The sequence below is a fragment of the Vreelandella rituensis genome, assembly GCF_003336665.1.
Classification (GTDB): Bacteria; Pseudomonadota; Gammaproteobacteria; order Pseudomonadales; family Halomonadaceae; genus Vreelandella; species Vreelandella rituensis.
Genome location: NZ_QPIJ01000010.1, coordinates 49,145 through 69,890, shown reverse-complemented (window position 1 = coordinate 69,890; position 20,746 = coordinate 49,145). Strand labels below are relative to the sequence as shown.

Annotated in this window: 22 protein-coding genes; 6 read left to right on the top strand and 16 right to left on the bottom strand. The window is 57.9% G+C overall.

Going from position 1 to position 20,746, the window contains the following annotated elements:
* Positions 1–8: 8 nt before the first annotated feature.
* Complete coding sequence (locus DU506_RS06655) at positions 9–824, bottom strand: TraX family protein (protein WP_114486157.1); 816 nt, start codon at positions 822–824, stop codon at positions 9–11.
* 98 nt (positions 825–922) lie between these two features.
* On the bottom strand, positions 923–1,711 hold the full coding sequence (locus DU506_RS06650) for an SDR family NAD(P)-dependent oxidoreductase (protein ID WP_114486156.1): 789 nt from the start codon (positions 1,709–1,711) through the stop codon (positions 923–925).
* 387 nt (positions 1,712–2,098) lie between these two features.
* On the opposite strand from DU506_RS06650, the gene DU506_RS06645 reads away from it, so the two are divergent.
* Complete coding sequence (locus DU506_RS06645) at positions 2,099–3,985, top strand: PHA/PHB synthase family protein (RefSeq protein ID WP_114486155.1); 1,887 nt, start codon at positions 2,099–2,101, stop codon at positions 3,983–3,985.
* A gap of 120 nt (positions 3,986–4,105) precedes the next feature.
* Here the strand turns inward: DU506_RS06645 and DU506_RS06640 are convergent, their stop codons facing one another.
* The 6 genes from DU506_RS06640 to DU506_RS06615 all read right to left on the bottom strand — a co-directional run bounded on the left by DU506_RS06640 (position 4,106) and on the right by DU506_RS06615 (position 8,736).
* Entirely contained in the window at positions 4,106–4,876 is a 771-nt protein-coding gene (locus tag DU506_RS06640) for a transporter substrate-binding domain-containing protein (RefSeq protein WP_114486154.1), read from the bottom strand.
* 125 nt (positions 4,877–5,001) lie between these two features.
* Positions 5,002–5,730 carry an ABC transporter permease gene (locus tag DU506_RS06635; protein ID WP_114486153.1) on the bottom strand — a complete coding sequence of 243 codons (729 nt, stop codon included), beginning with the start codon at positions 5,728–5,730 and terminating at the stop codon, positions 5,002–5,004.
* A 1-nt stretch (position 5,731) separates the two neighbouring features.
* The gene (locus DU506_RS06630) at positions 5,732–6,433 is read right to left on the bottom strand and encodes an ABC transporter permease (protein WP_114486152.1); all 702 of its coding nucleotides are present in this window, start codon (positions 6,431–6,433) and stop codon (positions 5,732–5,734) included.
* 17 nt (positions 6,434–6,450) lie between these two features.
* Entirely contained in the window at positions 6,451–7,221 is a 771-nt protein-coding gene (locus tag DU506_RS06625) for an ABC transporter ATP-binding protein (protein ID WP_114486151.1), read from the bottom strand.
* A gap of 87 nt (positions 7,222–7,308) precedes the next feature.
* Positions 7,309–8,295 (bottom strand): succinylglutamate desuccinylase, encoded by a 987-nt coding sequence (locus DU506_RS06620; RefSeq protein WP_114486150.1) that lies wholly within the window; start codon positions 8,293–8,295, stop codon positions 7,309–7,311.
* Positions 8,296–8,736 carry a hemerythrin domain-containing protein gene (locus DU506_RS06615; protein WP_114486149.1) on the bottom strand — a complete coding sequence of 147 codons (441 nt, stop codon included), beginning with the start codon at positions 8,734–8,736 and terminating at the stop codon, positions 8,296–8,298.
* 308 nt (positions 8,737–9,044) lie between these two features.
* Here DU506_RS06615 and wrbA point away from each other — a divergent pair, with 308 nt between their 5' ends.
* Positions 9,045–9,644, top strand: a complete 600-nt coding sequence (wrbA, locus tag DU506_RS06610) for an NAD(P)H:quinone oxidoreductase (protein WP_114486148.1) — start codon at positions 9,045–9,047, stop codon at positions 9,642–9,644.
* Here the strand turns inward: wrbA and DU506_RS06605 are convergent.
* The 4 genes from DU506_RS06605 to DU506_RS06590 all read right to left on the bottom strand — a co-directional run bounded on the left by DU506_RS06605 (position 9,634) and on the right by DU506_RS06590 (position 12,625).
* Positions 9,634–10,719 carry a tartrate dehydrogenase gene (locus tag DU506_RS06605; protein WP_114486147.1) on the bottom strand — a complete coding sequence of 362 codons (1,086 nt, stop codon included), beginning with the start codon at positions 10,717–10,719 and terminating at the stop codon, positions 9,634–9,636. The genes wrbA and DU506_RS06605 overlap by 11 nt on opposite strands.
* Positions 10,720–10,792: 73 nt before the next feature.
* The gene (locus DU506_RS06600) at positions 10,793–11,593 is read right to left on the bottom strand and encodes a DUF1338 domain-containing protein (protein ID WP_114486146.1); all 801 of its coding nucleotides are present in this window, start codon (positions 11,591–11,593) and stop codon (positions 10,793–10,795) included.
* A 108-nt stretch (positions 11,594–11,701) separates the two neighbouring features.
* The gene (locus DU506_RS06595; protein WP_114486145.1) at positions 11,702–12,250 is read right to left on the bottom strand and encodes a lipocalin family protein; all 549 of its coding nucleotides are present in this window, start codon (positions 12,248–12,250) and stop codon (positions 11,702–11,704) included.
* 54 nt (positions 12,251–12,304) lie between these two features.
* Positions 12,305–12,625, bottom strand: a complete 321-nt coding sequence (locus tag DU506_RS06590; RefSeq protein ID WP_147273738.1) for a hypothetical protein — start codon at positions 12,623–12,625, stop codon at positions 12,305–12,307.
* A gap of 287 nt (positions 12,626–12,912) precedes the next feature.
* Between DU506_RS06590 and DU506_RS06585 the strand changes: the two genes are divergently transcribed.
* Positions 12,913–14,214 carry a glycosyltransferase gene (locus DU506_RS06585; RefSeq protein ID WP_114486178.1) on the top strand — a complete coding sequence of 434 codons (1,302 nt, stop codon included), beginning with the start codon at positions 12,913–12,915 and terminating at the stop codon, positions 14,212–14,214.
* 22 nt (positions 14,215–14,236) lie between these two features.
* Here the strand turns inward: DU506_RS06585 and DU506_RS06580 are convergent, their stop codons facing one another.
* The 3 genes from DU506_RS06580 to DU506_RS06570 all read right to left on the bottom strand — a co-directional run bounded on the left by DU506_RS06580 (position 14,237) and on the right by DU506_RS06570 (position 17,165).
* A complete protein-coding gene (locus DU506_RS06580; RefSeq protein WP_114486177.1) occupies positions 14,237–14,926 on the bottom strand; it encodes a TVP38/TMEM64 family protein in 690 nt (229 codons plus the stop codon).
* A gap of 129 nt (positions 14,927–15,055) precedes the next feature.
* Positions 15,056–15,997: an ABC transporter substrate-binding protein gene (locus DU506_RS06575; RefSeq protein WP_114486143.1), complete on the bottom strand. Its 942-nt coding sequence runs from the start codon at positions 15,995–15,997 to the stop codon at positions 15,056–15,058.
* A gap of 37 nt (positions 15,998–16,034) precedes the next feature.
* Positions 16,035–17,165: a TauD/TfdA family dioxygenase gene (locus DU506_RS06570; protein ID WP_235825460.1), complete on the bottom strand. Its 1,131-nt coding sequence runs from the start codon at positions 17,163–17,165 to the stop codon at positions 16,035–16,037.
* A 196-nt stretch (positions 17,166–17,361) separates the two neighbouring features.
* Between DU506_RS06570 and DU506_RS06565 the strand changes: the two genes are divergently transcribed.
* Both DU506_RS06565 and DU506_RS06560 read left to right on the top strand, forming a co-directional pair.
* Positions 17,362–18,228 carry a LysR substrate-binding domain-containing protein gene (locus DU506_RS06565; RefSeq protein ID WP_114486141.1) on the top strand — a complete coding sequence of 289 codons (867 nt, stop codon included), beginning with the start codon at positions 17,362–17,364 and terminating at the stop codon, positions 18,226–18,228.
* 34 nt (positions 18,229–18,262) lie between these two features.
* Entirely contained in the window at positions 18,263–18,559 is a 297-nt protein-coding gene (locus tag DU506_RS06560) for an MGMT family protein (RefSeq protein ID WP_114486140.1), read from the top strand.
* 29 nt (positions 18,560–18,588) lie between these two features.
* Here the strand turns inward: DU506_RS06560 and DU506_RS06555 are convergent, their stop codons facing one another.
* Positions 18,589–20,160 (bottom strand): bifunctional GNAT family N-acetyltransferase/carbon-nitrogen hydrolase family protein, encoded by a 1,572-nt coding sequence (locus tag DU506_RS06555; RefSeq protein ID WP_114486139.1) that lies wholly within the window; start codon positions 20,158–20,160, stop codon positions 18,589–18,591.
* Positions 20,161–20,390: 230 nt separating this feature from the next.
* Between DU506_RS06555 and DU506_RS21615 the strand changes: the two genes are divergently transcribed.
* Positions 20,391–20,746, top strand: a 356-nt coding sequence (locus DU506_RS21615; RefSeq protein WP_181870709.1) for a transposase domain-containing protein, incomplete at its 3' end; no start/stop codon positions are given.

Sequence of the window (20,746 nt, the reverse complement as noted above, 5' to 3'; positions counted from 1 at the left end):
CGCGATCTTCAGCCGAGCCCCCCGGAAAGCCACAGCCAAAGCGCGATCAATGCGAAGTGGCCGGGGTACCAGGCCAGCCACAGCCGGCGCGGCATCGCCCAGGGTACGGTCGGCGCCAGACGATGGGCGCCGGCGGCGAGCCACAGCGCCGCCACGCAGGTGACCACGGTGAAGGACTTGGCCATGTCGCTGGCGTTCATCTGACCGGCCAGCACCAGTACCGGCACGGCCAGGGCGGCGGCGGCCAGGCGCTGGGCGAGAGGCTCGCCGGCTTGGTTCAGGTGATGCATGGCGAGCATCAGCAGCGGCACCAGCAGCAGCCCTTGGTGGCCATACTCGACCCAATTGCCGAGCAGGTGCCAGATGGGCAGCGAGGCCATCACGCCCAGTGCCAGCCAGCGGCTCTCCAGCTCGCCCGTCCGGTAGCGGGCGAGCAACTCGCGCAGCCCGGCGCCCCAGGCGAGCCCCGCGGCCAGAGAGAAGCAGACGTTGAGCAACAGGGCGTCGGAGGCGCGGGGCATCAGCATGAAGGGCAGCTGGGCGACGAGCCCGATCACCAGAATGCGCCGCGCATAGCGCAGCGGATTGCGGGTGTTGAACAGCCCGTGCCAGGCGACCATGGCGGCGAACAGCGGAAAGGCGATGCGACCTAGCGACGACCCGGCCCAGCCGAGAGCCCACTCCTCTGGCAACACGTAGCGAGTCAGGTGGTCGAGAGACATGGTGGCCAACGCCAGCCACTGGCCCCAGCCGGTCCAGATGGACGAGGGGCGCGGGGTGGCATCGGCGATGGGGGGCGTGTACGGAGAAGTGTTCGAGATCATCCTTTCCTCTCGGAGTTTATATACACCGGGAAGACAGGCATGGCCGTGGTAAGTTCCGGGCGCCACCGGGAATGTCTTTCCCCGCGATCGTTGTGCGATTATCTAGACAGGTAACCACCATCAATCAGCAATTCACTGCCAGTGACGAACTTGGACTCGTCCGACGCCAGATACAGCGTCCCATAGGCGATATCGTCCGGTTCACCAACATGGCCGATGGGGTGTAGCTCGTCCAGCTGTTTACGAAATGCCTCGACCCCTTCCGGCGATTGCTTGCCCAGATTTTCCACCAATGGCGTCCAGATGAACCCCGGATGAATCGAATTGACCCGAATATTATTCTTGGCATAGAAGAGCGCATCGTTCTTGCTCATCACCCGCACCGCCCCCTTGGAGGCATGGTAGGGCGGAAGGTCGGCGGCCCCTACGATGCCGTAGATCGAAGACAGGTTGATGATGCTGCCTTGTCCGGCTTTCTGCATGGAAGGAATCGCGTGCTTGGTGCAGAAAAACACCCCATTGACGTTGATCGCCATGAGGTCATTCCACTCTTCGGCCGTCACCTCGTGCGTTGGCTTGTTGGGTCCCGAGACGCCCGCATTGTTGACCAGGACATTGAGGTTGCCGAAGGTATCGACCACCTCGGAAAATACTTTTTTCACTTGCTCTTCGCTGGACGTATCGAGGTGCCAATACTCGGCGGTCCCGCCGGCGTTCTTGATTTCCTCAACGACTTTCTTGCCCTCTTCATCCTGAATATCCGTGACCGCCACCTTGGCGCCCTCGCGTGCCAATAGCAGGGAAATGGCACGGCCAATGCCGAATACCCCGCCGGTTATCAAAACCACTTTATTTTCCACACGTTTATTCGAACTTGCGTTGCTCATGGTCATCTCCTTGATTCAGCAACGAAGCGAAAGGCTCCGTTCTCACCTGGTTTTAAAGCTCTGCTTGTGTCACGCAGTGCTATGTATTGAGGTGATTCAAGTCTAGTCAAAACCGTTGGCCTTACAAAATAAAGCGTCAGCCAGCCGTAGGCGTTGGAGTCGTGCGATATCAGGGCTATCGCAGTTGGCAGATGGGTGCTCGAATCTATTGTTCAGACTATTGCCAAGCACTTGATGTCTGGTATGAAGCCAAGACCTTAGAAAGCAATTATTTCTAACTGCGATAGCCCTGGTGCGATATGTACTTTCCAATATGAGGCGCTCAACTATGCTGGAGTATGCATTGCAGTCGTTGTGTGAATGAGACCCTGTTCAAGGGAGGAAAGGATGCAACAAACCAATGAAGGTAAAGGCACCCAGAAAGAGCCGGAACATCACCAAGAAACCGAGACGTCTAAACGTCCCCTCGCGCCGCGGCCCTTGACCTCGGAGTTGCCACGCCGCAAGCACCGCCACGCGGCCAGCGGTGGCCGCTGGGAAGCCGAGGGTGAAGGAGACATCTTTACCGTCACCGACCGAACGGCGCATGCTGTCCTCGGCCGAATGACGGGTGGGGTGTCGCCGGTAGCTCTCATGCAGGCTTTTAGCGATTGGGCCTGGCACCTGAGTCTCTCCCCGGGAAAACAGGCCCAGCTTGGGGTGAAAATGGCACGCAAAATGACCCGGCTATGGGGATTTTTACCCAACTCCGTTCTGGGAGAACAGTGCAAGCCTTGTATTGAACCCCTGTCTGAGGATAAACGATTTGCGGGCAAGGAATGGCAGAAATGGCCCTACAACGTCATTTACCAATCCTTTCTGTTGAATCAACAATGGTGGTACAACGCCGCCGTGGGTGTGGATGGCGTCACACCGCACCATGAGGATGTGGTGGAATTCGTGTTCCGGCAAATCCTTGACGGCCTTTCACCGAGTAACTCGCCGCTGACCAACCCCGAAGTGGCAAAGCGAGCCTTGGAAACCGGGGGCACCAATTTCGTCAATGGCTATCTGCACTTCCTGGAGGATGCACGCCGTCTTTCGGCGGGTGAGCGGCCGGTTGGTGCCGAGAAATATCGTCCCGGTGAAACGGTGGCGGTGACGCCGGGCAAGGTCATCTACCGCAACCGCTTGATGGAGTTGATTCAGTACAGCCCCACCACGGACAAGGTTCAGGCCGAGCCCTTGTTGATCATCCCCGCCTGGATCATGAAGTACTACATCCTGGATCTTTCCCCGAATAATTCCCTGGTGCGCTGGTTGGTGGAGCAGGGCTACACGGTGTTCATGGTGTCGTGGAAGAACCCTGTCGCCGAAGATCGCGATATGGGTATGGAGGATTATCGCCGCCTCGGCGTGATGGAGGCGCTCGACGCGGTCAATGCAGTGGTTCCGAATCAGAAGATTCATGCCGTGGGTTATTGTCTGGGAGGGACCTTGCTGTCGATTGCCGCCGCCGCCATGGCGCGCCATCAGGATGACCGTCTGGCTTCGCTGAGCCTGCTTGCGTCGGAAACGGATTTCGAGGAACCCGGCGAGCTGGAGCTGTTCATCGACGAAAGCCAGGTAAGTTTCTTGCAGGATTTGATGTGGCAGCAGGGCTACCTGGACAAATGGCAGATGCGTGGCACTTTCGTGTTCCTGCGCTCGAACGATCTTGTCTGGTCTGCTTGGGTGAAGTCCTACTTGATGGGAGAGCAGCTGCCGATGTTCGATCTGATGGCCTGGAGTACTGATGCCACTCGCATGACCTACCGCATGCACTCGGAATATCTGGAACGGCTGTATCTCGAAAACGCCCTGGCAGAAGGCAACTACTGGGTAGACAACCATCCGGTGCTGTTAAGCGATATTCGGGTACCGCTTTTTTCGGTCGCCACGCGCACCGATCATATTGCCCCCTGGCGCTCGGTCTACAGCATCCATTTACTGGCGAACACGGATATCACCTTTACCCTGACCAGCGGCGGACATAATGCCGGTGTGGTCAGCGAGCCGGGAAAACCCCATCGTGTCTATCAAATTGCCGACACCCCTGGCGATGCGCCTTACGTGGACCCCAGTACCTGGCGGGAATATGTTCCGGAACGCCAAGGCTCCTGGTGGCCTGAATGGAAAGCCTGGTTGATAGAACGTTCCAGTGGTGAAACCACCTCGCCACCCTCCATGGGAGCGCCAAAATCCGGTTATTCACCCTTGGAAGATGCGCCGGGGCGGTATGTGCTGCAGGAGTAAGGGTTGCAGGAGTAAGCGCTTTTGGGGTCTCTCGAACAGGCCGCTTCAGAGCTTGGCTGAAGCGGCCTGTTGTTTGGCAAGACGACTGTTTGGCAAGACTAATGTGAAGGGGCTAAGCGCTTATTCTTCTTCACCGAAGTATTTCTGATGAATTTCATCGTAGGTGCCGTCTTGCTGCACTTCTTCCAAGGCCTCGTTGAAACGCTCGGCCAAGGCTTCATCACGTTGACGGAAGGCGATACCAAAGCCGTCACCGAAGTACTCCTTGGGTTCGGTGATTTTCTCGCCGATTACCTGGTAGGCACGGTTTTCGCTATCGATCAGGGTGGATTTGCCAACGGGGTAGTCAAGAAAGACGATATCCAGACGCTCGGCTTCCATGTCCAGCACCATGTCATCGGCGGTGGAGTAGCGGTTGATATCGGCGACGCTGCCGTACATGTCAGTGACGTAATTGTCCTGCAGGGTGCCGCGTTGCACGCCGATGGTCTTGCCTTCGAGACTTTCCTGGGAGGTTTCTTCCAGTTCGCTGGTGGCCGGGGCGAACCAGGCGGAGGGCGGTGTGAAGTAAGGCTCGGAAAACAGCACCGTCTGGCGGCGTTCATCGTTGATGGTCATCGAGGACATGATAGCGTCGTAATTACGCGCCAATAAGCCGGGGACGATGCCATCCCACTCCTGTTCGATCCATTCACAGGTCACACCGACCCGCTCGCAAAGCTCGTTGCCCAGGTCGATGTCGAACCCGGTCAGCTCGCCTTCGGGGGTGCGGTATTCCATCGGCTCGTAGGGAACATCGACGCCGATACGGACATGATCATAATCGCGAGCCTGAGCGGTAGTGGCGGCAACCGCCAGGCCGAGTAGAGAAACGCTCAACAACTTCTTCATCAATTGACTCCTTTCGAGAGAGGTTCACCTGATGGTGATCACCATTAACCTAACCCAGGATGCGGAAGAGGCAAAGTATTTGTCCAACGAGGAACCAACGTTTGTTTGATCCAGGCGTTCTCGGCTCAGCTGAGTGGCCTGAGGTGTGCCAGCAACTTTTTCTCCAGAAAGCGAAAGAAATACAAGATCGCGAAGGTCAGGCAGAGGTAAATCGCCGCCACGAACAGGAAGGCTTCGAAAGGCGCGTAATAACGCGCATAGACGAAACGGGCCGCCCCGGTCAGGTCCATCAGGGTGACCACACTGGCGATAGCGCTGGCGTGCAGCATGAAGATCACTTCGTTGCCGTAGGCAGGCAGCGCTCGCCGAAAGGCGCTGGGAAGAATTATGCGCCGCATCATCAGGTTCTGTGACATGCCATAGGCGCGGGCGGCTTCAATCTCGCCACGGGCGGTGGCTTTGATGGCGCCGTGGAAGATTTCGGTGGTGTAGGCGGCGGTGTTCAGGGTGAAGGCAATCAGCGCGGGATAGAAGGCTTCACGCAACACCGGCCAAAGGAAAGAATCCTGAATGCCGTCGACGAACACCACCCCGTAGTAAATGATATACAGCTGAATCAGCAGCGGTGTGCCGCGAAACACGTAGGTGTAAAAATAGATCGGCAGGCGAATCCATGGATGCTTCGAGCCGCGGAGCACCGCCAGCGGCACCGCCATTACCAGACCTATTACCAAGGAGAGAAAAACCAGCTGGGTGGTGGTAACCAGGCCTTCCCAATAATAGCCCAGGGTCTGGGCGGTAAAGATCAGATTGCCGGCCAGAAGATCGTTGAACCAGGCGGAAATATCCAGCATGTCAGTGCCCTCCGAAGCCGATGTTGTAGCGCTTTTGCAACCGCGCGAAGATCCATTCGGAGACGCTGGCGATCATTAGATAGGCCGCGGCCACCGGCAGCAGAAAAACAAACGGTTCGTGAGTGGCGCGTGATGCTTCTGCAGCTACCCTCACCATATCGCTCAAACCGATGACCGAGACCAGGGCGGTGGTCTTGAGCAGCACCATCCAATTATTGGAAAGCCCGGGAAGGGCGTGGCGCATCATCTGTGGAAAGCGGATTCGGCGAAACACCAGCCAGTTGTTCATGCCATAGGCACGTCCGGCTTCTATCTGGCCGTTATCCACCGCCATGAAGGCGCCGCGAAAGGTTTCGCCCATGTAGGCGCCGAAGATGAAACCGATGGTGAGCACCCCGGCGGCAAAGGCGTTGAAACTGATGTAATAATCTATCTCGAAACTGTCGTAGAGCATGTCGCTGATGACGTTGACCCCCATCTGGCCGCCGAAAAACAACAACATCATCAGCACCAGGTCCGGTACACCCCGAATCAGCGTGGTGTAAACGGTGGCGATTGCATGGATCAAGCGGTTGCGGGACATCTTGGCACTGGCTGTGATAAGCCCCAGTACCAATGCCAGCGCCAGCGACAGCAGCGCCAGCTGGATGGTGACCCCGGCACCTTCGAGCAGGCGGGGGCCGTAACCTTGCAGGTCGAGCATGCTAAGCCTCGCAGGCGTCAGTATTTAGGGGCCAGAAATTGTTTCAGGCGCGGGGATTGCGGGTTATCGAGCACTTCCTTGGGGTGGCCGGCTTCCTCGACGAGCCCCTGGTGCAGGTAAATCACCTGGCTGGATACATCGCGCGCGAAGCCCATCTCATGAGTGACCACCACCATGGTGCGGCCTTCATCGGCAAGGTCGCGCATGACCTTGAGCACATCCCCGACCAGTTCGGGGTCAAGTGCCGAGGTGGGTTCGTCGAACAGCATCACTTCCGGATTCATCGCCAAGGCGCGGGCGATGGCGCCGCGTTGCTGCTGCCCGCCTGACATCTGGGCAGGGTAGGCATCGGCACGCGCCGTCAAGCCAACGCGTTCGAGCAAGGCGTGAGCCTGTTCGATAGCCGCTTTTTTCGGCTGGCCCAACACATGAATCGGGGCTTCTATGATGTTTTCCAGAAGCGTCATGTGAGCCCAGAGGTTGAAGCTTTGAAAGACCATGGAAAGCTTGGCACGCATGCGTACTACCTGCTTCCAGTCCGCTGGTTCGCGACCGTAACGCGTCTGCTTGAAGCGTATTTCCTCTCCGTGAAGCAGCAGGTCGCCTTCATCGGGTTGTTCCAACAAGTTCATGCAACGCAGAAAGGTGCTCTTGCCTGACCCCGAGGCTCCAATCAAGGTGATGACATCACCTTTGTGGGCTTTCAGTGAGAGACCTTTGAGCACCTCTGTCTCGCCGAAGCGCTTCTTGATGTTGCGCACTTCAAGGGGAATAGGCGTAGCGGCCATGACATAGGCTCCAATACGGGGGTGGCGCGAAAAGGAGGCGATTCTAACAGCCATGGCGTCAGAGAGGCGTCAACGGTAGTATTTTGGTTATTCGACTTTGGTAGTGGGTGTTGCCAGCAGTGCCGCACGTTCGCCCAGCGCCACCCGAGCATTGGGAAATACGACGTAAAGGGGTGTTTCCTCCACACGAAACTCACCTGCCGTACTGTCCCGAGCCAGACAGGTACCCGGTGGAAACGCCGTGAAGTTGGGAATATCCTCGGCAAAGCACAGCTGAAAGTCCATCGAATGGCGTTTTATCTCATGGGTCACCTGGAAGAACGCCATGTGCTGGGGGTCTGCCGTGGCGGGCGGCTCCCCTTTTACCAAGGCTTCCAACAGCCCAAGAAAAGGTGCTAGTGACTCAAGGTCATTGCCACCAAAGGGCGCAACCCGGCCGAGTTCAAGGGTAAACGCCTGGGCGCCGTGGTAGTGCCGCGAATAGTGGGAAAACGTCCAGCTGGGCTGATGTTGACGCAAGACTGCCTGGATGTCGGCCGCGGCCAGCCACTGCCATTGTTCAGGCTGGGTAGGCGTCTCGGCAAACGGTTCCACCACGAAACGCGGATAACGGCTCTCACGAATGGCGGTATGCAGATCGTAGTGCAGGGCGGAAAAATCGGCATGGGATTGATAGAACCTGTCCACGGCCGCCATGAGTTCCCGAGCACGGGTGGGTTCACCACCGGCTTCTTCCAGGCCGCGTTTGAAAAGTCGGTTGAGATTGGTGGTGATAAAGCGTTCGTTGTTCGCCAGCGCCTCAAGGTTACCCAGAATGATCAGTACCGGCGCACCTAGATAAAGTGTGCCGGCTTCAATCCCCGCCAGCAGTTCACCGACAAGCTCCACCGGGGCGGTTTCATTGCCGTGAATGGCGGCGGAGATGACACAGGCGTGTGCGTCAGGGCGTGGTTGGATAGGGATAAGTTCCAGAATGCCCGGTGCGGGGGAGCAATAACGCCCGAAGGGCAGGTTGCCGCTCAAGACGCTGGTTTCATCGCCACCCAAGGCGGCATCCAGCCAATCGTTCAACATTCAGGCGTCTCGTTGTCGCTGCATTTCTTGCTGGTATTCGTCGGCCAGCGCTGTTTTTTGGTCGTCGGCAAGGCCGCGTCCGGCTAGCTGGAATACTTCCTGTTCTTCTTCATCGAGATGATGAGTCACCAGATGCTGAAGCTGCTTGGCGTGGGTCAGCCAGCTGGTGGCGCTGTAGTCAGTCTCATCCAGGCGTTCGAGCAATTCATCGATTTCGTGATGCTCGGCGATGCTGTGACGGGCCTTTTCCTGGGTCAGATCAACTTCCAGCATGGGTACGTAAAGCGCTCGCTCTTCGGCTGCGGCGTGGGAGTGCAACTCAGTGCGTACTCTTTTATAAAGCGTATCGCGCTCCTCGCTGGCCCCATGAGTGGCAACCAGCCGGTTGAGCAAGTCGCGCTGAATCTCGTGGTCTTGGCGTAGCGCTTCGAAAATCGTCATGCCGTGCCTCCATTGAACAAAATTCTGCCGCATTCTGCGATTCTATTCTTTGAATGAATCGTCGGAGGGTTCAATCAACGTTCTCTATTAATAGCGACAAGGAGGAAGGAGCGCAAGCCGGGTGTATATCGCTGGCTGGGCGAGTTCTATCGAGAAAATCGCATCAAGGCATCGAAAACCTTCGCTTTTTTCAGCCGTCAACTCGTCTATCTTGAAAGCTGGTGTTCTGGCCAATCGTCCATGAGCATTCCCTTGGTATTCACCGCAGCGATCCATCACAGCTATCAATCACAGCAAGGAGTCAGTTCATGACAAAGGTTCTGGTACTTTACTATTCCATGTACGGACATATCGATACCATGGCGAAGGCCGTAGCGGAAGGCGCCAAGGCCGTCGAGGGAGTGGAAGTGACGCTCAAGCGTGTACCGGAAACCATGGACCCTGAGGCTTACCAAAAGGCCGGCGGCAAGCAGGACTTCGATACAGAGGAAGCCACCCCCGCGGAACTTGCCGACTTTGATGCCATCATCGTGGGAACGCCCACGCGCTTTGGCAACATGACCGGACAGGTGCGCACCTTTTTCGATCAGACCGGCGGGCTGTGGTTCAAGGGCGCCCTGCGCGGCAAGGTGGCCAGCGTCTTCACTTCCACCGGTACCGGCGGTGGCGAGGAAATGACCATTACCTCCACCTGGACGACGCTGGCGCACCACGGCATGGTGATCGTGCCGATCGGCTATGGTATCGAGGAACAGTTCGATATTTCCAAGGCCAGTGGCGGAACACCCTATGGAGCCTCCACCATGGCCGGCGCCGACGGTTCGCGCCAACCCGATGAGCGTGAGCTCAAGATCGCCCGTTTTCAGGGCGAGTATGTGGCAGGAATTACCGCGAAGCTCAAGGGCTGATATCAGCGGCAATTCGCTCGGCGATGGCGCGCCCCAGGCTCTGGGTGGTGCCATTGCCGCCTATGTCAGGCGTCAATACTTGGGCGTCGCCGCTTTCCAGCACCGCCTCGATAGCCTTTACCAGGGCATCGGCGGCTTTCTGATAGCCCAGGTGCTCAAGCATCATCGCCCCCGACCAGATCTGACCGATGGGGTTGGCGATGCCCTTGCCGGCGATGTCCGGGGCGCTGCCGTGAACCGGCTCGAACAGGCTGGGGAAATTGCCTTCCGGATTGATATTGGCCGAGGGAGCGATGCCGATGGTGCCGGTACAGGCGGGGCCGAGGTCCGAAAGTATGTCGCCGAACAGGTTGCTGCCCACCACCACATCGAACCAGTCCGGGTGAAGCACGAAGTTGGCGGTAAGAATGTCGATGTGAAACTTGTCCACAGCGACTTCGGGGTAGCCGGTGGCCATTGCTTCCACGCGTTCGTCCCAGTAGGGCATGGTGATCGAGATGCCATTGGATTTGGTCGCCGAGGTGAGCTTCTTTCGAGGGCGTGACTGGGCGAGTTCAAAGGCGTACTTGAGCACCCGGTCGACACCGGTGCGCGTCATCACCGTATCCTGAATCACCACCTCACGGTCGGTACCCTCGAACATCTTGCCGCCCACACTCGAGTATTCACCTTCGGTGTTTTCGCGTACCACGTAAAAATCGATATCGCCCGGCTCACGTCCGGCCAGCGGACTCTTGATGCCGGGCATGAGCTTGCAGGGGCGCAAATTGATGTACTGGTCAAAGCGCCGACGGAACTGTAAAAGCGAGCCCCATAGCGAGATGTGATCGGGTACTTTTTCCGGCCAGCCCACCGCCCCGTAGAACAGCGCATCGAAGTCCTTGAGCTGCTCGAACCAGTCGTCCGGCAGCATCTTGCCGTGTTCGAGATAATAGTCGCAGCTGCCGAAGTCGAATGTCTGAAACTCAAGCGCAATATCGAAGCGTTCGGTGACTGCTTTCAATGCGCGCAGCCCTTCGGGGATGACTTCGATACCGATGCCGTCACCGGCGATCACAGCAATACGGTGACTCATATAAGAACACTCCTCAGACTGACACAGAGGCCAGCCGTTACTTTAAGTTCGCTGAAGACCATGAACCGAGCGGTCATGACATTTTGGTGGAATCGAATATCTTGTCGGCGCTAGCGGCGACGAAACCTTGAAATAGCGTGCCATCCGCCTTTGGATAACGCTTGGCGAATTCGTAGTAGCAGGTGGCGATTTCTTCTACCTGGCCGTCGGCAAAGGTGAACGGCTGGCGGTCTGCAAGTGTCGACCCTTGTTCCAGTAGCGCCTCGGGTGACCCCTTGACCCGGCCCCCGGATTCGTTGATTTTCAACCCCAGCGACTCGACCTTTTCGAGCAGCTTTTCCACGGTGTCGTAATGCGTCAGATGATTGACGCTGATGGTGAAATGATTGGCCCTTAGCCCGATGATCGAAAGCCAGGCCGCGTATTCGCTTTCTCCCATCAAGAGGCGGTATTCATCGAAAGTGGGCGCTTCCCATAGGCGACCGCTCCACAGGATCTCGGGCGTGTTGACTGAATCCGGATCGATTTGCGCCACCAGGCGGTCAATGACTGCTTGAGACTCCAGAGAAAGTTCATCGCACTTCAATTCGGAAAGAAACACCCTCGGCTGGTCCTGCTGGGGTGGAAGGTAGCCCCAGGCACGCAAGTACTTGGCCTCGAAATCATAAGGCTCAAGTGGCGTATACCCCAGCGCCAACAGCTGAGGTTCGAGAGCTGCCAAGGTGATCGGGCCGCGGTCGAAGGTGCGAAAGGCCACGTGATCGTTGACGATGGTTTCACCGTCTTCGATCAAGGCGTCATGGATACGCTTGGCCTGGGGTGTCATGGCGGTGTAGTCGTGCCAGAGGTGCTGGAAAAACTCATCGATAGTCATAAAAAAATAATCCTTGAGATATCCGGGCTAGTCGAGTCGTTTCGGGTCTTGGCTGTCTGGCTACCGCTTGGCTTGTTCCATAGGAAGCTTGTTCAGCGAAAGAACACTTCAAGTGGCGGAGGCTGGAGGATTTGGGCATGCGTTGCCTTGTTCCACCTCGATCAAGTCGTCTACCGGAAAGTTCAGCTCGGCGGCGCGCTGGCGCAATCGCTGCTCGACTTGGGGATCGAGTTGCGGCGTCCGCGAAAGTATCCACAGGTAGTCGCGATTTGGTCCGGCCACCAATGCCCAGGCGTAGTCCTCGTCCAGTTCAAGAATATTGTACCCACCATAGAAGGGACCGAAGAAACTGACTTTCAACCTTCCAACGGTCTTGTCTTCTATGAAATAGGCCCGTCCTTCCGCTTCGTTCCAAGTACCCTCCTCCAGATTGTAGCCACGATTGATGACGCGCACCCCCTCGTCATCGCGCAGGCTGTAATCTGCAGTGACGCAATCCAGCCCCCGCTCGAAGGAATGATCCAGACGGGCGATCTCGTACCATTGGCCAAGATAGCGCTCGAGTTCAAAGCCAGTGACCGCCTCGGTGCCCTTGGGGATGCCGGTACATCCGGAAAGCGTCACCCCGGCGATACTTGCGTATAACAATTTGCGCATTAGCTGGTCTCCTGACTCAAGGAATTAACGAAGGTGATGAATGACGGTGCAGGGTCAGTCGCGGGTCTCGCGTAACAGAAAGCTCAAGGGGTGCAGGTAGAGATAGGCGATTACTGCCACCCAGAATGCGCAGGTAGCGAGCACCACCCAGCCGAAAAACGAATCCACGTAGGCCAATTGCGAGTCGACCAGTAAAGGAAGCCACCAGAAGGCGGAGGCACCGACCAGCAGTGAGGCGATAATCGCGCCATAACAGCGATAAACCAGAAATTGGTAGCCATGAATATAGGCGGCCAAGTGCAGCCCCAGCAGAACAATCAGCGCAATCGCAAGCGACCATACATAGGGCTGAAACGTATCAATGAGAGAGTTCAAAAAATAAAGGTTCATCGATTTACGCGGGATACTCCCGGCTCTTGGCCGGGCAGGGATAGCGCAATGTACGTCAGTACGCCTTGGCTACCGCCTTTCCCACTCCTCCTTGTGTGTTTTGAGTGGCGGATGTCAGGTAATGGTGGTGGGTGTCAATGTCTTTGATTCTTTTATCGCCTATCTTGAATATGGTAATCAGGATAGTCACCCTTCATCGTCGGGCACGCAAGTGTTGGGCGATAAGGATGGGAAAAAGCGACAACCAGGGAGCCAATCGTTTGAACATACTCATGTTTACCAATACATATTGTCCAATCGTGGGTGGCGTCAGTGAGTCGGTCAAGCGGCTTAAATCTCGCCTTCAGGCGCTGGGGCATCAAGTATTGGTGGTGGCGCCCAAGATGACCGGGCAGCCGAGGCATGAGTCCGACGTGATTCGAGTGGCAGCGGTTCAGCATTTCAACGGCAGTGATTTTTCACTGCCGGTGCCGATTCCCGGCCAGCTTTACGAGGCGATAGAAACATTCGACCCCGATATCGTGCATTCCCATCATCCCTTCCTGTTGGGTGATACCGCGGCGCGAACAGCCGAGACCTACGGCTTGCCGCTGGTATTCACTCATCATACGCTTTACGAACACTACACCCATTACGTGCCTGGGGATTCACCGCGCATGCAGCGATTCGCTGTGGCGTTATCTACGGAATACACCCACCTATGCGATGCGGTTATCGCACCCAGCGAGAGTATCAGGGATTTATTGCGCAGGCGTGGGGCAAACCCAGCGGTGCATGTGGTGCCCAGTGGCGTCGATACGCAGCGCTTCTCGCAGGGAGATGGCGCCGGGTTTCGCCGACGATACAAGATTCCAGCAAAGGCTTATGTGGTCGGGCATGTGGGCAGGCTGGCGAACGAAAAAAACCTGCCTTTTCTGACCGAGGCCATTGTGCAATTGCTGCGCAAACAGCCGGAGACCCACTTTCTGGTGGTGGGGGAAGGCGATGCACGCCCAGCCATGCAACGTGCGGCCACCGAGGCTTCAGTGGTCGAACGCTTTCATTTCACCGGTAAATTGCACGGCCAGACCCTGATCGATGCCTACCATGGCATGAATGTTTTCGCCTTTGCCTCGCATAGCGAGACCCAGGGAATGGTGTTGGTCGAGGCGATGGCTGCCGGGTTGCCGGTCGCCGCCATCGATGCACCCGGGGTACGTGAAGTGGTGGAGCAAGGCCGAAACGGTTGGCTTCTACCCAGCGACGACGCAGGTGCGCTGTGTGAAGTGCTCGCCGGCATGAGCGAAAAAGCCTCGCGTGAAATGTTGCGCCAGGGCGCGCTGAACACCGCACAAGGTTTTGATGAAGCCTGCTGTGCGGCGCGCTGCCTGGACGTCTACCGAGAGGTGATCGCTACGGAGAACACCACCCATCAGCATGTCGATACTGATGCCTGGGGGCGGGTGCGGGGCCGGTTGGAAGCGGAGTGGCAACTGCTTTGCCACCGTGGGCGAGTACTGCGCCTGGTGTTTCAGGACAAGCCCGAAAGCGACCTGCTGGCGCCTTCCAAGACGCCGGAAACCTTTCGCAAGTAGTCGGCTGGCCTCCCCAACCATCTCAATGACGCAATCGCCGTTGACGACGACGAGCGGCGTAACGGTTCAGGCCCCACATCGCCACCACGGCCAGCGCCAGACCGCCCACGGCCAGCCCCAGTTCGAAACGGTTTTCAGCGGTAAGAAGCGCTTCAAGCTGGCTGCTCAGTAGCATGAGAGCCGCCAGGCCCGGCACAATGCCCAGGGTGGAACCGATCATGTAAGCGCGAAATTTCAGATGAAAGGCGCCGGCCATCATGTTGGTCAGGGTAAAAGGCGCCAACGGCAACAGGTTGATCACGATCATGGTGCGAATGCCGCGCCGCGATAAATAGCGTGACATACCCCGTAAATGGCGGCCGCCATAATGCAGCAAGGCGTCGCGCCCCAGCCAACGGCCCACCCAGTAGGAAACCGCCGAGGACGCCAGCGTACCCAGCAGGGCGTAGCCAAACCCCCAGGTTGGACCAAAAAGTAGACCGGTTCCCACCACCAGCAAGCTTAGTGGCAGCATTACCAACAAGGCGCCGGCATAGATGAACATGACCAACATAAACATCCAAGGCGCTTGGCGCCACCGGGCAAGTCGACTTGCAAGCTCCGCCAGATGTTGAGCAGTGAGAAAGTCATTGGCATTCAGCCATTGCCACATGGCCCCCAACAGCAAAAGCGTCAGCCCTCCAACGATCACCTTAATCAATCTGCCTTGCATGAGAATGACGCCTATACGCGCAGCCGAAGCCATCAGGATACGCTAACGTATCCTGAGCTGGCGCTTTCCTCAATAGTCTGGACGCTTGGCGTTATGGATCAGGTTTGACAGCAGGGTTATTTAGTCTACTCAGTCAGTGAGCGCCGCCTGAACCACCGGCCAGGCGGGCCGACCGTCACGGCTGGTGACGCCATCGAGCATCGCTTCGACCTGGTCGAGATTGTCGCGAATCCATTCGTTGGCCACAGTGTCTGAATCTCGCTCCTCCTGGCCGAACTGCTTGATCATCCAGCTCTGTTCTTCGGCAGTAAACGCGAAGCCTTCAAAAAATGCTTCCAGGTTAGGGTGCTCATCGGCAAACTCGCTGCGCATTACCGTCAAAACGTCGCTCTCGCCGTTGTTCTCGCCGAACAGGTTTTTCGGGTCGTCCAGATAGCGCATGGGTAGCTCAAGGTTCATCCAGTGTGGTGTCCAGCCGACCCAGACGATCGGTTCTTCGCGCGAAATCGCATCTTGCGCGGCGGACAGCATACCGACTTCGCTGGTATCGACGAGACTCCAGTCGCCCAGGCCCCAGACGTCGTTGTCGATAGCGCCGTGTAAAATTTCGCTGGCGGCGGAGCCTGCACCAAAGCCGTGAATCTGAGCGTCAAAAAGGTCACGGTTGGCATCCAGGTCAGCGAAGCTTTGCATGCCCGCTTCGTAGATATATGCCGGTACCGCGAGGGTCATCTGCGCGCCCTCTACATTACTCCCCGCATCGCGGATGACCCCGGACTCCTGGCGTGGATAGAACATTTCGCGCTGGGCGGGCAGCCAGGCGCCCAGGAAAACGTCGATATCACCGCTTTCCATGCCTTGATAGATCACCTGCAGGCCAATCTCGTGCAGGCGTGTGTCGTAGCCCAAAGGAGTCAACAGCTGTTCGGCAATGGCGGTCTTGACGGTAATGCCGGGCCAGGCCGGTACGCCGAAATCAAGGGTGGTATCGTCGCCGTAAGCGCTGGCCATGCTCAAGCCAGCGGCGCTCAGCGCTACGGCTAAAGTGGTTTTCGTCAGGGAATGTTGCATGTGTCTCTCCTTGCGTCGTCGTTATAATGGGGCGTGATCAATGAAGTTGGCGAGCGAGTACCCGTAACCGTGACTCAAGCATGTCGCGATCGAGGTAGGTACCCTGGAGGTGACGCGGGCCGCTGTTGGGGTCGAAGGCGCGCCTGCCGTGGAGCACGCGGCGGTTGTCGAAGGCGACCATTTGCCCGGGCTCCAGGGTGAACTCCAGCTGGTGCTCATCGCTGTGAAATAGCGCCCAGAGCGTGCGATAAGCGTGGTACCAGGCATTCATTTGCTCGACGGGCAGGTGCAGGGTATCGCGAATCCAGTTGTTGAAGCGCAGCTCGCGTAGGCTGCCGTCGGCGTTGAGGTCAATCAGCGGGGCTCGCACGGCGATATCGTGGGTCTCGTCCTGAAAACGAAAGTCGATCGGCGTTTCGCTCAGGGTTCGCAGCGCGCTCGGATCCTGGGCGCGCAAGGCTTCGACCACGCGAACGCCATCGGCAAACAGCGATTCGCCGCCGCTTGCGCCGTTTTGCAGGCAGTAGAGCAGCTGAATATCCGGCGGGTGATGCCAATTGGGCAAATCAATGTGCAGCGCCAAGCCCACCGCCGTATAGGCGGCGTTGTTGGGATTGGGTTTGGAGCGTACATCAAAACGGGCACCGAAATTGGTGGCACGTTGGGGGCCGATTTTTTCCGCCAGACGGCTCACTTCTTCCTCTACAAGCGGCCCGTCGGTGAGCAGCGCCAAGCCGTCACGCAGTATCGCAGTGAGCCAGGCTTGCTCGCCTTTCTCGGTCAGAAAAGCCGCATGCTCGATGCGTTCAGGCGTAAAGTGGTCGCGCCAGGCGCTAGCTTCCGGCAGCACGTTCGGCAGCGCGACTTCCGGACGGCGTTGGTGAAGCCAGCCGCCATGAAAGACGCTGCGGTGGCCGTCGGCCCAGGTTAACCGCAAATGGCCGTCGATCACGTTCATTTCAGGGGCGTCCGCAATCGGTGCCAGCGGGATATACAGCCGCTCACGGGTTTGCGGATGACGGCACTCGGCGCAGGCGCAATGATCGCGCAGCCATAGCCAGGGGAGCTGGGTGGTATCGCCGTTTTGCCAGCTTAGCTGGATGCTGCCTGTGTCGGGTGCCGCTGAGGCCAAGCGGGGGCCGTCGGCATAGGGGAATAGCTCCTGCATGTCAGGAGCGCCAGATGTCGCCACGCTGTTCATTGCTTCTCTCCGAGTGAGATCGACCCAGGAGAGGTGATCCCAAAAAGGTCGGTTATGTTGGCACGCCGCCGCAGTGTGATGACTAGGATGCGGATTGGCAGAGGTGGTGACAAACAATCAATCTGGCAGCTAAGGCCAAGCTCAGCTTATAGGTAGGTTTTCCATGAACAGTCTTCCGCCCTTGATATGGCTCCAGGCATTTGAAGCGGCGGCGCGAACGTTGAGCTTTACCGCCGCCGGACACGAACTTGGCGTGACACAAGCGGCCATCAGTCAGCGTATTCGATTGCTGGAGGATCGCCTGGGACAAAAGCTGTTCGTTCGTCATCCTCGTAGCCTGTCGCTAACCCCTGCCGGGCAGGCGTGGCTACCGAGTATTCACGATGCCTTTGCGCGCCTGCAGGAAGGCACCTCGGAAGTGTTCGGACATACCAGCGGCCAGCCGGTGACGCTACGCGCAACACCGGTGATTCAACAGGCGTGGCTGGCGCCGCGTCTGGTGGCCTTTCATCGCCAGGTGCCACAGGTGGCGATTCGCACCGTCAGCGCGATCTGGCCGGATGACTTTGGCCCGGAAGGCACGGACATCGAGATTCGCTACGGTCGTGGCGACTGGTCGGGGGTGGAGATGCGCTCGCTGGGGGCGGAGTCGCTATTGCCTGTCTGCTCACCTGCGCTTGCCGATAAGCTGCCCACGCCGGAAGCCTTGGCGGGGCATACGCTGATTCATGCGGTGGGGTTTGGCAGCGGCTGGGCTGCGTGGCTCGCGCAAGCGGAAGTGGCTGAGGTGGAACAGCATTGTTTTGCGCTGACCTGCGACAATCAGGTGATGACCCTGGCTCTCGCGGCGCAGGGCGGCGGTGTCGCGTTAACGCACCGACGGCTTTTGCAGCAGCGCGCTGACCTGGTCGCGCCGTTCGATCTGCCGTTGCCCAGCGACGAGGGCTTTTGGCTGGTGCGCCCTAGCCGCCGTCACGTGAGCGACGAGGCGCAGAAGCTATGGCAGTGGCTGTGTCATGATTTGTCATGAGGAATGCAATAAACGAAATGCGAGGAGAGCAATGATGTCGCGCCCTGACCTGCTTGAGCAGATTTATACGATTGTCGATCAGATTCCAGCGGGACGGGTGACGACCTACGGACGCATTGCGGCAATGACCGAGGGCGCCACACCGCGGATGGTGGGAACGGCGATGCGTCAACTACCCGAGGGCCATACGCTGCCATGGCATCGAGTGGTGTCGGCGACACGCCGCGTGGCGGATCATGGCGGCGCGCAATGTCAGATGGAAAAACTGCGCGAGGAGGGCGTTGTGGTCGATGCCCAGCGCCGCATCCCCACGCATCTATTCTGGCCTTAGCCTTGAGTGACGGCTATCTATTGGTCGTCTTACTGGTCGTCGAGATTGGCCCCGGACTTCCACGACCAGTCACGCCAGCGCAGATCGAACAGGTCCTTGCGGCGGTCCTTCAGGTTGGTCACCGAGCCTTCGGCCCGCACCACGGTCAGGCGGGTGAGGTCCAGATCCGAGAAGAAGATCATCTCGGTGTTGGGTGTGGTTTCCGCGAGTACCGCATCGTGGGGAAAAGCGAAATCCGACGGCGAAAATACCGCCGATTGTGCGTACTGGATGTCCAGATTTTCGATTGACGGCAAGTTGCCCACGCTGCCGCACAGCACCACGTAACATTCATTTTCAATGGCACGCGCCTGGGCGCAGTGGCGCACGCGCAGATAGCCGTTCTTGGTGTCGGTCCAGAACGGCACGAACAGGATGTCCATGTCCTGGTCGGCGAGCAGGCGGCCGAGCTCGGGGAATTCCACGTCGTAACAGATGGTAATTCCCACGCGCCCGGCGTCGGTATCGAAGACTCTCAGCTCATCGCCGCCTTCGATCACCCAGTCGCGGCGTTCTTGCGGGGTGATATGCAACTTGGCTTGGCGTTCAACGTTACCGTCGCGATGGAACAGGTAAGCGATATTGTAGAGGCGGTCATCTTTGCCCACCTCGATCATCGAGCCGCCGATAATGTTGATGTTGTAGGAGACCGCCATGCGTGAAAGCTCGGTCTTGAAGCGTTCGGTGAAACCGGCCAGAAAACGGATGGCCCCCAGTTGATCCTGCTGGGCGGCACGATCTTGGAGGCCCATCAGCGGGGCGTTGAACAGCTCCGGGAAAACGGCGAAGTCGCTCTGGTAATCGGACAGGGCATCGACGAAGTATTCAATCTGTTGCAGTGCCGCTTCGACCGAAGCGAACTCACGCATCTGCCACTGCACCGCACCCACGCGCACCTGAGTGGGGCGGGTGTCCAGCACGCTTTCGGCGGGTTCAAACAGAATGTTGTTCCACTCGAGCAGGGTTGCATAGCCCCGTGACTGTTCATCTTCCGGCAGATACTTGTGCAACAAGCGCTTGACCTGAAAGCCGTTGGCCAGTTGGAAGGAGAGAATCGGGTCGTAGATTTCTTTGCGCGAGACTTTCTCTATGTACTCGGCGGGGGAAAGTGAATCGGAATGCTCGTGATAGCCGGGAATCCGTCCTCCGGCAAGAATTGCACGCAGGTTCAGCGAACGGCATAGCTCCTTGCGCGCTTCGTATAAACGGCGCCCGAGACGATAGCCGCGATAATCGGGGTGAATCAGCACATCCAGCCCATACATGGCGTCGCCATCCTCATCGTTGAGGATGATTTCGCGGTGGCCGATCAAGTCATCGTACTTGTGCGGATTGGAAAAATCGTCGTAATCCACCTGCACGGTCAAGGCCACGCCGATCAGCATGCCTTCGTCTTCGATGGCGATCTGGCCGTCGGGAAACTCCTGAATCAGCTTGTCGATGGTGCGTTTGGGCCAGGCGCCACCGATGTCATGATAGACGGCGTCCATCAGAGCCTTAAGCGGCTCGTAGTCTTCCGGGGTCAGGTTGCGCAGATTGAGATGCAGTTCTTCGAGGGACATTACTCACCCCTTTTTCGAAAATAGATCGACCATCCTAACATGTCGCATCCCTTCGACAGGAAGCCAATGGCACTCTTCCCGTTACGGCTCCCCAGCTTTACGCCTTACAGTCTTGGCTTTACGCAACAAAAAGCCCCGGCGAAATGCCGTAATGCCAGTCAGTTAAGCCTATTTTCAACAAGCTGATCATGAGACCTTTCCGTGTCAGGCAACTGATACGGAAAGGTCTCATGCATTTCAGCGACGCCATTGATGCCATCGCCAAGGCGGTACCCGACGATTTCTCCAGTCTCTCCGAGGTACTCTCTCCCGAACTGATCGACACCTGTCTTGAAGAAGCCGGTGTGGCCACGCTGCGCAAGCGTCGCCTGCCGTTGGACATGGTCGTCTGGGCCGTGGTCGGGATGGCCTTTTTTCGACATATCCCGATGGGGCAGATCGTCAATCACCTCGACATCATGCTGCCCGGCAAGCGCCCCTTCGTCGCGCCCAGTGCCGTGGTGCAAGCACGTCAAAGGCTTGGGGTGGAGCCCATCAAGCGCGTCTTCGAGCAGACCCAGGCCTTGTGGCATCAGCAGACCCCTCA

Coding starts and splice junctions, on each gene's coding strand:
- DU506_RS06655 (WP_114486157.1), bottom strand. CDS start 824: ATGATCTCGAACACTTCTCCGTACACGCCCCCCATCGCCGATGCCACC.
- DU506_RS06650 (WP_114486156.1), bottom strand. CDS start 1,711: ATGAGCAACGCAAGTTCGAATAAACGTGTGGAAAATAAAGTGGTTTTG.
- DU506_RS06645 (WP_114486155.1), top strand. CDS start 2,099: ATGCAACAAACCAATGAAGGTAAAGGCACCCAGAAAGAGCCGGAACAT.
- DU506_RS06640 (WP_114486154.1), bottom strand. CDS start 4,876: ATGAAGAAGTTGTTGAGCGTTTCTCTACTCGGCCTGGCGGTTGCCGCC.
- DU506_RS06635 (WP_114486153.1), bottom strand. CDS start 5,730: ATGCTGGATATTTCCGCCTGGTTCAACGATCTTCTGGCCGGCAATCTG.
- DU506_RS06630 (WP_114486152.1), bottom strand. CDS start 6,433: ATGCTCGACCTGCAAGGTTACGGCCCCCGCCTGCTCGAAGGTGCCGGG.
- DU506_RS06625 (WP_114486151.1), bottom strand. CDS start 7,221: ATGGCCGCTACGCCTATTCCCCTTGAAGTGCGCAACATCAAGAAGCGC.
- DU506_RS06620 (WP_114486150.1), bottom strand. CDS start 8,295: ATGTTGAACGATTGGCTGGATGCCGCCTTGGGTGGCGATGAAACCAGC.
- DU506_RS06615 (WP_114486149.1), bottom strand. CDS start 8,736: ATGACGATTTTCGAAGCGCTACGCCAAGACCACGAGATTCAGCGCGAC.
- wrbA (WP_114486148.1), top strand. CDS start 9,045: ATGACAAAGGTTCTGGTACTTTACTATTCCATGTACGGACATATCGAT.
- DU506_RS06605 (WP_114486147.1), bottom strand. CDS start 10,719: ATGAGTCACCGTATTGCTGTGATCGCCGGTGACGGCATCGGTATCGAA.
- DU506_RS06600 (WP_114486146.1), bottom strand. CDS start 11,593: ATGACTATCGATGAGTTTTTCCAGCACCTCTGGCACGACTACACCGCC.
- DU506_RS06595 (WP_114486145.1), bottom strand. CDS start 12,250: ATGCGCAAATTGTTATACGCAAGTATCGCCGGGGTGACGCTTTCCGGA.
- DU506_RS06585 (WP_114486178.1), top strand. CDS start 12,913: ATGTTTACCAATACATATTGTCCAATCGTGGGTGGCGTCAGTGAGTCG.
- DU506_RS06580 (WP_114486177.1), bottom strand. CDS start 14,926: ATGCAAGGCAGATTGATTAAGGTGATCGTTGGAGGGCTGACGCTTTTG.
- DU506_RS06575 (WP_114486143.1), bottom strand. CDS start 15,997: ATGCAACATTCCCTGACGAAAACCACTTTAGCCGTAGCGCTGAGCGCC.
- DU506_RS06570 (WP_235825460.1), bottom strand. CDS start 17,165: ATGCAGGAGCTATTCCCCTATGCCGACGGCCCCCGCTTGGCCTCAGCG.
- DU506_RS06565 (WP_114486141.1), top strand. CDS start 17,362: ATGAACAGTCTTCCGCCCTTGATATGGCTCCAGGCATTTGAAGCGGCG.
- DU506_RS06560 (WP_114486140.1), top strand. CDS start 18,263: ATGTCGCGCCCTGACCTGCTTGAGCAGATTTATACGATTGTCGATCAG.
- DU506_RS06555 (WP_114486139.1), bottom strand. CDS start 20,160: ATGTCCCTCGAAGAACTGCATCTCAATCTGCGCAACCTGACCCCGGAA.